Annotated in this window: 16 protein-coding genes; 7 read left to right on the forward strand and 9 right to left on the reverse strand. The window is 68.8% G+C overall.

The annotated features are described in order from the left end of the window. Positions 1-9 precede the first annotated feature (9 nt). The 3 genes from HALDL1_05930 to HALDL1_05940 are packed head-to-tail and all read right to left on the reverse strand — an operon-like array spanning position 10 to position 2626. A complete protein-coding gene (locus HALDL1_05930) occupies positions 10-447 on the reverse strand; it encodes a hypothetical protein (GenBank protein ID AHG03180.1) in 438 nt (145 codons plus the stop codon). After that, positions 447-2195 carry a DNA-directed DNA polymerase X gene (locus tag HALDL1_05935; GenBank protein AHG03181.1) on the reverse strand — a complete coding sequence of 583 codons (1749 nt, stop codon included), beginning with the start codon at positions 2193-2195 and terminating at the stop codon, positions 447-449. Before HALDL1_05935 ends, HALDL1_05930 begins: the two co-directional genes overlap by 1 nt. Further along, positions 2192-2626 (reverse strand): hypothetical protein, encoded by a 435-nt coding sequence (locus tag HALDL1_05940; protein ID AHG03182.1) that lies wholly within the window; start codon positions 2624-2626, stop codon positions 2192-2194. The genes HALDL1_05935 and HALDL1_05940 overlap by 4 nt, the downstream gene beginning before the upstream one ends. A 501-nt stretch (positions 2627-3127) precedes the next feature. Between HALDL1_05940 and HALDL1_05945 the strand changes: the two genes are divergently transcribed. The 4 genes from HALDL1_05945 (at position 3128) to HALDL1_05960 (ending at position 6150) form a co-directional block, all read left to right on the forward strand. Beyond that, entirely contained in the window at positions 3128-4090 is a 963-nt protein-coding gene (locus HALDL1_05945; GenBank protein ID AHG03183.1) for a rhomboid family protein, read from the forward strand. A gap of 1 nt (position 4091) precedes the next feature. After that, positions 4092-4880, forward strand: coding sequence for an endonuclease V (locus tag HALDL1_05950; GenBank protein AHG03184.1), 789 nt, complete (start codon positions 4092-4094; stop codon positions 4878-4880). A gap of 156 nt (positions 4881-5036) precedes the next feature. After that, on the forward strand, positions 5037-5855 hold the full coding sequence (locus HALDL1_05955) for an oxidoreductase (GenBank protein ID AHG03185.1): 819 nt from the start codon (positions 5037-5039) through the stop codon (positions 5853-5855). A gap of 106 nt (positions 5856-5961) precedes the next feature. Continuing rightward, the gene (locus tag HALDL1_05960; GenBank protein AHG05200.1) at positions 5962-6150 is read left to right on the forward strand and encodes a hypothetical protein; all 189 of its coding nucleotides are present in this window, start codon (positions 5962-5964) and stop codon (positions 6148-6150) included. Positions 6151-6264: 114 nt separating this feature from the next. On the opposite strand, the gene HALDL1_05965 is transcribed toward HALDL1_05960, so the two are convergent. The 3 genes from HALDL1_05965 to HALDL1_05975 all read right to left on the reverse strand — a co-directional run bounded on the left by HALDL1_05965 (position 6265) and on the right by HALDL1_05975 (position 9967). Next, positions 6265-7623 (reverse strand): DNA recombination protein RmuC, encoded by a 1359-nt coding sequence (locus HALDL1_05965; protein ID AHG03186.1) that lies wholly within the window; start codon positions 7621-7623, stop codon positions 6265-6267. 130 nt (positions 7624-7753) lie between these two features. Further along, positions 7754-8785 (reverse strand): arsenic transporter ATPase, encoded by a 1032-nt coding sequence (locus HALDL1_05970; GenBank protein ID AHG03187.1) that lies wholly within the window; start codon positions 8783-8785, stop codon positions 7754-7756. A gap of 81 nt (positions 8786-8866) precedes the next feature. Then, positions 8867-9967, reverse strand: a complete 1101-nt coding sequence (locus tag HALDL1_05975; protein AHG03188.1) for an aspartate aminotransferase — start codon at positions 9965-9967, stop codon at positions 8867-8869. Positions 9968-10063: 96 nt separating this feature from the next. Here HALDL1_05975 and HALDL1_05980 point away from each other — a divergent pair, with 96 nt between their 5' ends. Continuing rightward, positions 10064-10579 carry a competence damage-inducible protein A gene (locus HALDL1_05980; GenBank protein ID AHG03189.1) on the forward strand — a complete coding sequence of 172 codons (516 nt, stop codon included), beginning with the start codon at positions 10064-10066 and terminating at the stop codon, positions 10577-10579. 20 nt (positions 10580-10599) lie between these two features. Then, positions 10600-11100 carry a membrane protein gene (locus HALDL1_05985; protein AHG03190.1) on the forward strand — a complete coding sequence of 167 codons (501 nt, stop codon included), beginning with the start codon at positions 10600-10602 and terminating at the stop codon, positions 11098-11100. A 22-nt stretch (positions 11101-11122) separates the two neighbouring features. On the opposite strand, the gene HALDL1_05990 is transcribed toward HALDL1_05985, so the two are convergent. Genes HALDL1_05990 through HALDL1_06000 form a run of 3 tightly spaced genes read right to left on the reverse strand, consistent with a single transcriptional unit; the run spans position 11123 to position 12387 of the window. Then, a complete protein-coding gene (locus tag HALDL1_05990) occupies positions 11123-11434 on the reverse strand; it encodes a hypothetical protein (protein AHG03191.1) in 312 nt (103 codons plus the stop codon). 19 nt (positions 11435-11453) lie between these two features. Continuing rightward, entirely contained in the window at positions 11454-11612 is a 159-nt protein-coding gene (locus tag HALDL1_05995) for a hypothetical protein (GenBank protein AHG05201.1), read from the reverse strand. Between the two features lie 19 nt (positions 11613-11631). Beyond that, positions 11632-12387, reverse strand: coding sequence for a metal-dependent phosphoesterase (locus HALDL1_06000; GenBank protein ID AHG03192.1), 756 nt, complete (start codon positions 12385-12387; stop codon positions 11632-11634). A 117-nt stretch (positions 12388-12504) separates the two neighbouring features. Here HALDL1_06000 and HALDL1_06005 point away from each other — a divergent pair, with 117 nt between their 5' ends. Next, positions 12505-13659, forward strand: coding sequence for an acyl-CoA dehydrogenase (locus HALDL1_06005; GenBank protein AHG03193.1), 1155 nt, complete (start codon positions 12505-12507; stop codon positions 13657-13659). Positions 13660-13704: the final 45 nt, after the last annotated feature.

Here is a 13704-nt window from a genome sequence, read left to right on the forward strand (position 1 = left end):
TCGCTTGCTTCAGATTTCTTCTAACCGCCGCTCGAGGTTCGTCCAGTGGCTCCCGCGCCAGAAGTACTGCCCGCAGTCCCGACACCGCCAGACGGTGTCGGCGTCGTCGGACACGTAGTCAGGCCGTGCTGCCTCCTGGGGGACGCTTTCGAGTTCGCCGTTGCAGGCGCCACAGCGCTCGCCCGCCGCGGGTTTCAGGGTGACGCCCGCGACGGCGAGTTCCCGCAACTGTTCGTCCGTGTCCTTTGCCGTGAGAAGGAGGCTGTCCGGCGTCCGCGCCGCGAGGTCGCGGTCGCGTGTGACGAGCGTTCTTCTCTCGTCGAGCGCGAGGCGCTTGACCGCGTTGTCGTCCTCGATTCCGCGGTCGAGCACGTACACTGCGTCGTGGCCACACATCCTGAGAATTCGCGCGACGTCGCCGCCCATCGCGTCGACGAGGAACGCCATCAGCCGAGGAACTCGCGCACGCCGTCGGCGTCCCGCGCGTTCAGCACGTCGCCGGTCTCGGCCCACCCGCGGCGGGCGGTGTGGACGCCGTACTCGACGTAGGCGAACTCGCCGACGGAGTGGGCGTCGGTGTCGATGGCGACCGTCGCGCCCGCCTCGACGGCGCTCTTGACGGCGCTCCCCCAGAGGTCGAGGCGGTGGGGGTTGCTGTTCACCTCGAGGGCGGTGCCCGCGTCGGCGGCCGCCGCGCCGAGCGCGCCGGCGTCGAACTCCATCGCCGGGCGGTTGTTGAGGAGGCGCCCGGAGGGGTGACCGATAACGTCCACCTCCGGGTGTTCGACCGCGCGAATCAGCCGCTCGGTCTGGTCCTCGCCGTTGCCGAGGCCCGAGTGCGGACTCGCGATGACGAGGTCGAGGTCCGCGAGCACGTCGTCGCTCACGCTCCCCACGTCCCCGTCGGCGTCGATGTTCGCTTCCGTCCCGTGGAACACCTCGATGTCGGCTTCCGCACGTACGGACGCTATCTCGTCGGCCTGCTCGCGGAGTTCCGCCCCGGAGAGGCCGCTGTCCGCGACGACGCCCGGCCCCTCGGCGTGGTCCGAGATGCAGACGTAGTCGTGGCCGAACTCGGCGGCGCCCGCCACCAGGTCCTCGATCGGGAGCGCGCCGTCGGACCACCCGGTGTGGGTGTGAAGGTCACCGCGGACGTCCTCGAGGGCGACGAGGTCCGGGAGGTCGCCGTTCGCCGCGGCCTCGATCTCACCGCGGTCCTCGCGGAGTTCCGGCGGCATCCACGGGAGTCCGACCGCCTCGTAGACATCTTCCTCGGTCTCGCTGGCGAGCAGTTCGCCGACGCGCTGGCCCGCGTCCTCGTCCGCGACCCCGGAGACGTCGAAGACACCGTACTCGTTGACCTTCAGGTCGCGGCCGATGGCGCGGTTGCGCAGCGTCAGGTTGTGCCCCTTGTTCCCCGTGAAGTACTGGAGCGCCGCGCCGTACTCGGCGTCCTCGACCACACGGAGGTCGACGCGCACGCCGTTCATCCTCACGCTCGTCTTCGTCGGCCCGAAGTCGATGGTGTCGCCGACGCGCTTCCACTCGGTGAGCGCGCGCCCCACGGCCTCCCCGTCGTCGCTCGCCGCGAGCACGTCCACGTCGCCGATGGTCGGCTTCCAGCGCCGCAGCGACCCGCCGACGTCCGCGCGCTCGACCGCGTCGTGGCTCCGGACGAACTCCAGGACCGACTCCCCGACCGGTCGCGCGTTCCCGAGCAGTTCGCGCTCCTGGGCCTCCCGGGCGAAGGCGATCCCCGAGAGGATGTTCTGCTCGGTCGTCTCGCCGAACCCCGACACCTCCCGGATTTCGCCGGCCTCCGCCGCGGCTTCGAGGTCGTCGAGGCTCTGGATGCCCAGCGCCTCGTACAGCGCACCGACGGTCTTCGGGCCGACCCCTTCGACGGCGGTCAGTTCCTCGATGTCGACGGGGAGTTTCTCGCGCTCCTCCTCGAGTTCCGCTATCTCACCGGTCTCGACGTACTCGACGATCTTCGCCGCGATGGCCTCGCCGACGCCGTCGATGCGCTGGACGGCCTCGACTCCCTCGCTCGCGAGGTCCTCGACTGGCTCGGGGTGGTCCCGGACGTTGTCCGCCGCGCGGCGGTAGGTGTTGGGCTTGTAGCTCACGTCCCGGGCCTCCAGGCGGGCCGCGTACTCCTCGAGCAGCGACGCCACCTCGTCGTTCCGGCTCACCGCCGGATCCCCTCGTTGTCGTCCTCGCCGAGGGCTTCCTTCAGGAACGAGTACCAGCGCTTCTGGTCGGCGCGCTCGCTGGCCGTCGCCTCCGCCTCGATGCTCGTCGTCCCGAGAGACTCGAGGGCGTTCAGCGCGCGGTCGATGCCCACCAGCACGGCCACGATATCCTCGCCCTCCTCTCGCGTGATTTCGGCCTCTTCGAGGCGCTCGCGGCGTTCGAGACGCTCCCGGCGCAGGAGCTTCTTCGTCTCCTCGACCTCCTCGCGGAGCTCCGCCGGCACGCTGTCGTGTTTCTTCACCTCGAAGACGAACGGCTGGAGCGCGAACGACTCCCCCTGCAGGTCTATCTCCCCGGGAATCGACGCGCCGATGGTCGCCCCCTCGCGGTCGACCCGTTCGAGGAGTTGCTTGCGCTCGTACTCGCGCATACGTCCACCTACCGGCGGGGCCAGCAAAAGCCCCGTGGCTGCTAGTTGCTTCCAGAACGTGTGGATGGGGCTCGGTCGACTTGAACACCCGAAAGCCCTCGCGCGGCTCGCGCACGCTCACCGACATATCGCTCACTGCGTTCGCGATAGTGGCCGCTGAGCGCACACGGGCTTCGCCCGCGAGCCGGCTCGCCCTTTCAATCCGCCAGGAATCGGAGCTCCCTGAGGTCTTGGGAGAGCAGAGCTCTCCCAGCGACCGCCAGGTGCCGGTTGCCCAACCGGCCATCGGGAGGACTGAAAGGGGCGGGCAGTTCGACGAACCCGGACGAAGCAAGCACCGAGGGACCGTTGCGACCGAGTCGCGCAGCGAGTCCCGGGAGTCGAACTGCCCGGGGCTTTCGAAGACATCCTTCCGACTGCATCGACAGAGTCCACGCAATCGAACACCGTCGGTGTACGTCGACCCAAAACAATTTCCACAGCCCTCCCTAATTCCCGGCAATGGCGACGTGTGACCGGTGTGGCGCCCAGGAATCGATGCCATACCAGTGTCGGCTCTGCGGCGGCACGTACTGCTCGGAGCATCGACTCCCCGAGAACCACAACTGCCCCGGGCTGGACAGCTGGGGCGACCCGGACAGCGTCTTCGACAGCGGGTTCGACGAAAGCGTGGACAATCCCGGCGGGAGCCAGGGCAGCTTCGCGGACCGCCTCTCCATCGACACGGGACGCGGCGGCGTACTCGCGTACTTCCGGGGGAACTTCACCTACCTCTTCCTCGGCCTGATGTGGCTGACCTTCCTCCTCCAGTTCGTCGTCGCGCCCGCGTTCGGCATCGAGGCGTTCCGTCCGGAATGGTACGGTCTGTTCACGGTTACGACCGAGCATCCGCTGTACGTCTGGACGTGGATCACGTCCGTGTTCTCCCACGGCGGTTTCACCCACATCCTGCTGAACAGCATCGTGCTGTACTTCTTCGGCCCCGTGGTCGAGCAGCGCATCGGCTCCAAGAAATTCGCCGCGCTGTTCATCGCCGCTGGCGTGCTCGCGGGGCTCGCGCAGGTCGGCGCCTCGCTGATTATGAACCCCTCGTGGTGGGGTCAGCCGCTGAGCCCCGCGCTGAACGTCGGCTCCGCGGTGCTCGGCGCGAGCGGCGCTATCGCCTCGCTGCTCGGCGTGCTCACCGTGCTGAACCCGAACCTCCGCATCTACCTCTACTTCATCATCCCGATGCCGCTGTGGATCGCCACGGCGCTGTTCGCGGGCTACTCCATCTTCGTCTCCAGCGCCGGCGGCATCGGCGCAGGCGGCGTCGCACAGGTCGCGCACCTCGCCGGCCTCGGACTCGGCCTGGCGTACGGCGCGAAACTGAAGCGGGAGGGCGAGCGCGCACCCCAGCAACTCCAGTTCGGCGGTGGCGGGCGCGGCCCCGGTGGCCCCGGCGGCCCGGGCCGTCGCCGCTGAGATGCGCGTCGTCCGCCCCGAGTTTCTCCCCGACCCCGCGCTCGCCCGCCAGGAGATGGAGGCCCTCCAGCGCGACCTCGCGGCCGAGGCGACGTTCGAGGACGACGTCGACTTCGACCCCGCTGACGCCGCCATCTCGGAGACGCCCGACGAGCAGGCGGGCCTCGACGCCCGCGACGCGCCGGTGGTCGTCGGCGTCGACCAGGCGTTCCTCGACGACGAATCGGTGAGCGCCGCGGTCGCGATTCAGGACGGCGCCGTCGTCGAGCGCGCGGCGGGCCGGGCGCCCCTCGAAATCCCCTACATTCCGGGACTGCTCTCGTTCCGGGAGGGCGGCGCCATCGTCGACGCTCTGGAATCGCTGTCCATCGATCCCGACGTGCTCGTCCTCGACGGGAGCGGCCGCATCCACTTCCGGCAGGCCGGCATCGCCACGCACGTCGGCGTCCTCTTCGACGCTCCCGCCGTCGGCGTGGCGAAGAACCTGCTCTGCGGGACGCCACGGAGCACCCTCGACGACCCGTTGCCTGAGGGCGCCCGCGTCGCCATCGAGGCCGACGGCTCGATGGACGCGCCCACGGGGACAGTGGTCGGCTACGCCTACCAGTCCCGCCAGTACCCGAACCCCGAGAAGCGACACGTCAATCCTCTCATCGTGAGCCCCGGCCACCGCGTGAACGCGGAGACCGCGGTGGACGTCGTCGAAGCGACCTGCGCGGGCTACAAGCTCCCGGAGCCGACGCGACTCGCGGACGCCTACGCCGACGAACTGAAGTCCGGGTCGGTGTGAGTCGCTTTTGCTGCTTCACCTACCGTGACCGGGGCTTTCTATGTCCTGTTGACGGCGAAGTGTCGGGGTACGAATGCGAAATCTGGGCCATCTACTCCGAGCGCCACGCCAACCGATAGGTGAACCGTTAACTTCGGGGCGCCCGACACGTCTGCCATGGAGAAGGTCGCGCTCATCACTGGTTGTTCCTCGGGAATCGGCGACGCGACGGCGCGTTCGCTGCTGAACGAGGAGTGGACGGTCGTCGCCACCGCGCGCGACACCGAGGACATCGCGGCGCTCGCGGAAGCCGGCTGCGACACGGCCGAACTCGACGTGACGAAGCCGGCCCAGTGCGAGAACGTCGTCGAGGACACCGTCGACCAGCACGGCCGGCTGGACTGCCTCGTGAACAACGCGGGGTACGCACAGCTCGGACCGCTGGAGGACGTGCCGACGCGGGCGCTCCACCGCCAGTTCGACGTGAATGTCTACGGGCCGCACCGACTCGTCCGGGCGGCGCTCCCGCACATGCGGAACCGCGGGGATGGGACCATCGTGAACGTCTCCAGCGTCTCCGGCCGGGTCGCCACGCCGGGGATGGGCGCGTACAACGGCTCGAAGTTCGCCCTCGAGGGGATGAGCGACGCGCTCAGGAGTGAGGTGTCCCAGTTCGGCGTGGACGTCGCGCTCGTCGAACCCGGGCCGGTCGAAACGTCGTTCGGCGACCGCGCAGAGAGCCACGTCGACGACCTGGACCCGAGCGGCGTCTACGAGACCATCTACGAGTTCTTCGAGGACGCGAGTGCGGTCAACGGCGCGGGCGCCGTGCCCCCCGAGCGCGTCGCCGAGGTCATCACCGAGGCGGCGGTCAGCCCGAACCCGAAGGCCCGCTATCCCGTCGCACGCGCTGGACGGTACGGCGTCGCCGCGCGATTCCTCCCCGACAGCTGGCGGGACGCGATGTACGGCCTCGCGCTGAAGTACTTGCACTGACCAGGCGGGCTGTTCGCCCCCGCTGACGGCAGTTCAGGGGTAACTGGTCACCGAACACCGTATCCGTGCAAACAGCGTTAATCGGGCGGATTCCGTCGAGTCGACCATGCACCGAAGACGGCTGCTCGCAGCGACAGGGACCGTCGTCACAGCGCTGATCGCCGGCTGTGGGTCGCCCGGCGAGGAGGGTGAAGAGGGCGGAGAGGGCGACGGAGGCGGTGGTGAGGGCGAGTCCGGTGGAGAGGGCGGTGAGGACCGGGCCGAACCCGGCCAGTTCGGTCCGCGGGACGCCTGACAGCGACGAACGTTCTCACTTGTGTCCTGGCCTCGGTGCTTCGCAGTCGAGGCGTGGGGCCTCGTTCTGCAATAAATAACTGACCGCCGGGTTTCCCTGGCATCCGGGCCCGACTTACGGGCCGGGCCGGGTCGGGAAGTCCTGGAGCGCGCTACTCGCGGCGCCGTAGGCGGGCGCGCCGCCGTGGATGTCGGTCGGCTGGCTCATCGGCTGCTGCTGTTCGAACCCCTGCCCCTGGGGTGGCTGGACCGAGCCCTGCTGCTGTGGTGGAATCTGAGACTGCTGCTGTGGCGGGAGGGAGCCCTGCTGCTCTGACGGAAAGGGTCGCTGCTGCTGTCGTGGCGGCGACTGCTGGTGCTGAGGAGATTGAAACGAACCCTGCTGTCGACGCGGCTGCTGGGAGCCCTGCTGCTGTCGAGGCTGTTGCTGCCGGGGCTGCTGCTGGCCCCGCTGCTGTGGCGGCATCGAGCCCTGGGACTGCTGCGGTGGCTGGCTCGGGCTCTGCTGCTGTGGCGGGAGCGAGCCCTGACCCTGCTGTGACTGACCGGAGCTCTGTTGCTGTGGCGGGAGCGGGCCCTGGGCCTGCTGTGGCGGAATCGAGCCCTGCTGCTGTGGCCGGAACGACTGCGGCTGCTGGCGGAACTGCCCGGAGCCACCCTGGAGCGAACCCTGGGTGGACTGGATGGGCTGCGCGACGTCCTGGGGAAGACCCTGGGGTGCGCTGATCGGCGACGAGACGTCCTGCGGGATTCCCTGGGACTGCCCCATTCCCTGGGTCGGGGCCATCGCCTGGGGAGCACCTCCCTGGATCTCTATCTGTGACCTGCCGCTCTCGGAGCCCGACATCGACCGGCTGCCGCCCTGCTGGCCGCCGATCATCTGTCCCGCGCCCTGGGACTGCGACCCCTGGGGCTGGCTCATCGTCGCCGGAACCTGGTTCCGGACCTCGGTCTGGAGGTGGGACTCGAGGAAGTAGAGCTGGGTGTCCACCTCACGAGAGATCTCGGTGAACAGGTCGGCGGTGTCCTCGTCGCCGAGCTTGGCTGCCTGTTCGATGGCGTCCCGGAGGAAACTCGCGTGGTGGCCGACGTGGTCGGCCAGCCACTCGATGTACTCGACGTCGTCGACAGCCTCGACCGGCGGCTCGGGGATGCGGCTGGTCTTCGCGGCGATGCGCGTCGTCCCCATCGCCTGCCCGCCGAGCGCGGTGACGCGTTCGGCGAGCAGGTCGACGTGCTCGGAGAGCGTCTCCGCGATCTCGTCGAACAGGAGGTGGAGCTGGAAGAACTCCCGGCCCTTGACGTTCCAGTGGGCGAACTTGGCCTGCGACTGCAGGTCGGTGGTGTCGGCGAGCGCCTGGTTCAGCGTCTGGATCACCGGCACGCGGCTCTCCTCGGAGAGGTTGACGGCTGTCGAGTAGAGGTTCGTTTGCGGCGCCTTGCTACGCGAATTTCGCTGTTGTTGTTGTGACATGTGGAGCAGACCTCCACGCTCTTCTATCGGCAATTGCAGGGAAAACTGTACTCGGCAAGTAGTTATCAGCTACTCCCCAGTCGGGAACTGCGTCGGTTAGCGTCCCCTTTCTGTTGACAGGAACTGCGTTCTAGTCGAGACAGGCGGCGACGACGCGCAGCGGGCGCTCGCCGCGGACCTCCTCGGCGAGCAGCGGGACGCGTTTCACGTCCGGCCCGCGGAAGAGGTCCTGGGCCCGCGCGAGCGCCCCCTGCTGGACCTCCCAGCGGCGGGCGCAGAACTCGCAGTCCTCGTGGTTCGGCGCGACGAACGCTTCCGTCGGGACGTCCGCGACGTCCGCCAGCGGCTCCATCACGCGGTTCACGACGACGGTGCCGACCGGCACGCCGTACTCGTCGAGGCGGGCGACGAGTCGCTCGGACTCCATGACGCTCATCTCCTCGGGCACCAGCACCACGCGGAAGTCCGTGCGGGCGGGGTCCGTGAGGACTGCTCGCAGACGCTCGACGCGCTCCTTGACGGCGTCCAGGTCGCCGAAGCCCTGTTCGTCCTCTCCCTCGCCCTGCCCGAACATCCCCTTCAGGCCGTCCATCATCCCGCCCAGCCGCTCGCGGACCTGCATCATCCGCCCGACCATCGAGTCCAGCACCTCCGGGAGTTCCAGCAGGCGGAGCGTGTGGCCGGTGGGCGCGGTGTCGACGACGACGCGGTCGAAGCGCTCGTCGTCCATGTACTCCAGCAGCAACTGCATCGCCGCTGCCTCGTCCGCGCCGGGCATCATCGCCGCGTCGTCGGCGCTGTCGCCCGCTGTCCCGCCGAGGAGCGCGTCCATCCCGCCGGCGAAGCCGCCGTCCTGCCCGAACATCCCCGCCTGCGAGAGCGCGTCGTCCGGGTCTATCTCGACCGCCCACAGCGGCCTGTCGTCGAACACCTGCGCGGGTCGGGCCGGCACCTCGACGCCGAGCGTGTCCGACAGCGAGTGCGCGGGGTCGGTGGAGACGACCAGAGTCGCCGTCCCTTCGTTCGCGCTGGCGAGCGCCGTCGCCGCCGCCATCGTCGTCTTCCCGACGCCGCCCTTCCCGCCGTACAGCACGTACTCCGCGGTGCCCGCAGTCACGCCGGGGTCGAGCGAGTCGACCGCCTCGACCTCGAGTTCGTCCATGCCCCGGGATGAGCGACCCAGCGGGGTCAATCCGTCGGTCGAACGAGGCTCAGCCAGGCGCGGGCCGACGGCGCCCCGCGCTCAGCCGAAGTAGTCCGCGAGTCGGTCGGCGGCTTCCTCGACGCGCGGGGAGACGAGCGCGAAGCGGAGCCAGTCGTCGCGGGTTGACCCGAACCCCGAACCGGGCATCCCCGCGACGCCCGCCTCGTCGATGAGTTCGAACGTGTTCTCCAGGCTCCCGGGGAAGTCGGGGAACCGCGCCAGCACGTAGAACGCGCCGTCCGGCGTCGTGTACTCGGCGCCCGCGTCGTCCAGCGCGTCGGTGAACGTCGCCACGCGCTCGCGCAGCAGGTCCCGGCTCTCCCGGTAGTAGTCGGGGTCCGTCTCCCGGAGCGCGTGCAAGACGGCGGCCTGTGGGGGGCGACTCGACGTCACGTTCGTCAGCATGTGCCGGGACTTCATCGGCTCCGTGTGCTGCTCGTGGGCGATGGTGTAGCCCACGCGGAACCCCGTCATGGCGAGCGACTTCGAGAAGGAGTTCGTGACGATGCGGTGCTCCGAGTCGAACTCGAGTGCGCTCGTGAACTCCCCGGAGAAGTCGAAGTGGTCGTACACCTCGTCGCTCACCAGGATGGCGTCGTTCTCCTCCGCGATGGCGACGAGCTCCGTCATCGTCGCCTCGTCGTACACCGCGCCAGTCGGGTTGTTCGGCGTGTTCACGATGATGCACGCGGTGTCCTCGCCGACCACGTCGCGGACCGCCGCGGGGTCGAGGCTGCCGTCGGTCTCGGTCTCGACGAACCGCTGGGTGCCGCCGAGCATCGTCGTCTTCCCGGGGTAGTAGGGGTAGACAGGGTCGGCCATCACCACCTCGTCGCCGGCGTCGCGCTCCAGCGCGCGCGCCATCGCGAGGTAGTTCGCGCCGCCGCCGCCGTTCGTGATAACGACCTGCTCCACCGGAACCTGGCGGCGCGAGGCGATCTCCTCGCGGAGTTCCCGCAGGCCGTCGCTGGGCGGGTACTGGAACGCCGCGCCGCCCTGGTCGGCGTACTCGTGGAGGCCCTCGGCGACCGCGGGGGGTGACCCCCAGTCCGGGTTGCCCGAGACCATGTCGATGACGTCGCCGTCCGCGCGGGCCGCGTACTGCATCACGCGGAAGAACAGCGGCTCCTCGTACTCCATACGGGAGAGTCCGTGCCGGAGTACGTGTGTCTTTCGCCAGACAGTGGTCGTCCGGGCGCCCGTAGCTTCTTGTCCCATCCCGCGGTAATTCGTGGTATGCGCGAGTTCGCCGCCGACCCGCCGGTCGAGGAGACGCTCGGCGACGCCCTCCGGGAGGCCGGCCACACCCTCGCCACCGCGGAGTCCTGCACCGGTGGCCTCGCCGGGTCGCTGCTCACAGACGTGCCCGGCTCGAGCGACTACTTCGACCGCGGCGTCGTCACGTACACGTACGACGCCAAACTCGCTCTCGGCGTCGCCCGCGAGGCGCTCGACGAACACGGCGCCGTCAGCGAACCGGTCGCCCGCCAGATGGCGCGGGCCGTCCGCGACAGCGCTGGCACGACGTGGGGGGTCTCCACGACCGGCATCGCCGGGCCGTCCGGCGGAACCGACGAGAAACCCGTCGGCAGCGTCTACGTCGGCGTCGCCTACGCAGGCGACTGGGGGACCCAGTCCTCGTACGCCACCGTCGAACAGCACGTATTCGACGGCGACCGGCGTGAAATCAAGGAGCAAATCGCCCGCCGGGCGCTCGATGCGGTGGCGGACGAACTCGAAACCGTCACGTAGCCCCGGGGTCAGTTTTCGCTGTGAACAAGGGAGACCACGTCCTTAACGGCGCGTTGCTGGCCGTCGGACTCGGCTACGTTCTCTACCCGTCGGGGGGCGTCGAGACGCTCCGGACCATCGCGGCCGTGCTCATCCCGGTCGTGCTCGGCGCGCTGTTTCCGGACGTGGACACGGACTTCGGGAAACACCGCAAGACGCTGCACAACCTCCCTGTGCTGGCGCTGCTCTACGCGTTCCCGCTCTACTTCGGCAACCTCCAGTACGTCTGGGTCGGCGTGCTCACCCACTACGTGCTCGACGTGGTCGGGAGCAAGCGCGGCATCGCGCTGTTCTACCCGTTCTCCCCGTTGGAGTACGGCCTCCCGGTCGGCGTCGCCACGGTCTCGAACTACGCCACGTTCGTCACCGTCGTCATCACGGCGGTCGAACTCGTCGTCGTCGCAGTCGTCGTCCACGTCGCGCCAGACGTTCTCCCGAGCGAGGCGGTGAACGTGCTGATGCGGCTCACGAACGTCCTCTGACCGCCTGAACAGCCCTCCAGCCTCAGCTCTCACCGTCCTCTTCTTCGGCGTGTCGCATCTTGAGCTGGGCGACGAGGTTGAGGTGCATGATGTGGAGGTGCATTCCGATGCCGTAGAGGAGCAACCCCATCCCGACGAAGATGGTCGGCATGAGTACGGCGTCGACGGCGCTCGGGACGCTGTCGAGGTTGTACGGCAGTCGCCCGACGACGGCGAGCAGGAAGGCGAACAGGATGACGCCGAGACCAGCCCTGACGAACCGGGAGAACCGTCCCAGTTGCTGGATTCGTTCTTCGATTTCTGCGGTGCTGAGTTGGGCCTGGTTGTCTGGCACTGGCGGTCACTCTCGACTGTCACTCGCTCGCCGACGCGAACGCCTCGCAGACCGCGTCGAGGTCGTCCGGGTCGAGAGCAGTGCCGACGCCGTCTAGGTCCTGCTGGGATGTCCCGCTCATCGACACAATCTTCGCCTGGTGGACGGACAAGGCGCGGGCTTGCAACCGCAAGAGCATACCGACAAACGAGAGTGACTCAGTACACCGCGACGTCGTCGAACTCGCCGCCGTAGGCGATGTGGCGCGGATGTGTCGGCTCCATCCCGGAGAGCAGCAGCCTGTCCACCTTCTCCCACGTGTTCTCGTAGACGAGGTGGAGTTTCTCGACGAGACGGCGCCGGCGGTGGGTCAGGCCGTCGCGGTGTTCCGTCCACCGGTCCACGCCGGACTTGAGCGCGTCGACCAGGGCCCGTTCGCTGTCGATGTCCGCGTCGAACTCCGTCCACACCTCGCCGATCGTGGACGGGCGGTGGGCGTACGAGGAGGCGAACGTGGGGATGGCGTGTGCGTCGGCGAGCGTCGCCGCGCGTTGGTTGTGGTGGGAGAGGTGTTTCGGGTTGTACGTCTCCACGGCGTCGATGCGGTCGCGCAGTTCGCAGATGTCGGTGGCCGTGAGGCTCACCGTCAGGAACTCGGGGTGGGGGGCGAGCACCGCGGCGTCCTGCCACTGGCACTCCGCGAGCGCGCCGTCGAGTGTCACGAAGTCGGGGACGCCCTCCGAGAGGCCGACCGCGAGCACGTGCTTGCGGTCGCGGTACGAGCCGGTGAACACCTCGCGGCCCGGCACGACGAGCAGGTCCTCGTCGGAGAACTCCCGCGCGCGGTCCCGGATGTCGGGAAGTCGCGTGAAGTGCGGGGCGTACACCAGGACCTCGACGCCCGCTGCTTTCGCTCGACGCACGACTGCGTCGTCGAGCACCTTCACGTGGAGGTCGACCCGAGTCGTCGGCACACCGACCCGTTCGAACGCCCCTGATTAGCGATTTACGGTTCGCGCGTGAACCCCGTCCCCGTTGTCCCGGGTTCTGAGGCGATTTATCCGGCTGGCGACCCACGCTACTGTATGGGCCTGACTCTGCTCTCCGAGGACATCGTCCCCGAGCACGCGCGGGACGTCAAACGCGACGCTCGGGAGTTCGCGGCCGAGCACATCGCGCCGAACGCCGAGGAGTACTATCGCACCGGCGACTACCCCTGGGAGATCCTCGAAGCCGGGATGGACGCCGGGCTCGTCGCCCAGGACATCAGCGAGGAGTACGGCGGCCGCGGCCTCGACCTGACGCAGGTGCTGGCCATCGCCGAGGAGTTCTACCGCGCGGACGCCGGCATCGCGCTGACGCTCCAGCTCGCGAGCTTCGGCGCGGAGATGCTCGGCGAGTACGGCACCGACGAGCAGAAAGAGCGGTTCCTCCGGCCGGTCGCCGAGAACGACCAGATCACGGGCCTCGCGGTCTCCGAACCCGACGTCGGGTCGGACCTCGCGGGGATGCAGACGACCGCCGAGAAGGATGGCGACGGGTACGTCCTCAACGGCGAGAAGTACTGGATCGGCAACGGCGTGGAGGCGGACTGGCTGACGGTGTACGCGAAGACGGCGGACACTGACGACCGCTACATGAACTACTCCGTGTTCGCGGTGCCGACGGACGCGGACGGCTACGAGGCCGAACACATCCCCGAGAAGATGGGGATGCGCGCGTCCAAACAAGCCCACGTCGTCTTCGACGACTGCCGGATTCCCGAGGAGAACCTCGTCGGCAGCGAGGGGGCCGGGTTCATGATGCTCGCGGACTTCTTCAACCACGGCCGCGTCGTCGTCGGCGGGCACGGTCTCGGCCTCGCCGCCGCGGCGCTCGAGGAGGCGTGGTCGTTCGTCCACGACCGCGAGCAGTTCGGGCGCACCATCTCGGACTTCCAGGCCGTCCAGCACGGTCTCGCGGACATGCGCATGGAATTCGAGGCCGCACGCGCGCTGAACTACCGGGCCGCCCGGAAGGTCGAGGCCTACGAGAACCCGGGACTGTGGGCCGCGATGGCGAAGACGAAGTCCACCGAGGTCGCCACGGCGAACGCCGAGCAGGGGATGCAGTTCCACGGCGGCCGCTCGAACTTCACCGACCGCCGCATCGCCCGCGTCTACCGCGACGTCCGCATCCCGGTCATCTACGAGGGCGCCAACGAGATCCAGCGCAACCTGATCTACAGGCAGAGTGGCGAACAGTAGCGAGCCACTCGCCGAACATCCCCGATTTTCGGATGGCCGGCGAGC

Source organism: Halobacterium sp. DL1 (assembly GCA_000230955.3).
Lineage (GTDB): Archaea > Halobacteriota > Halobacteria > Halobacteriales > Halobacteriaceae > Halobacterium.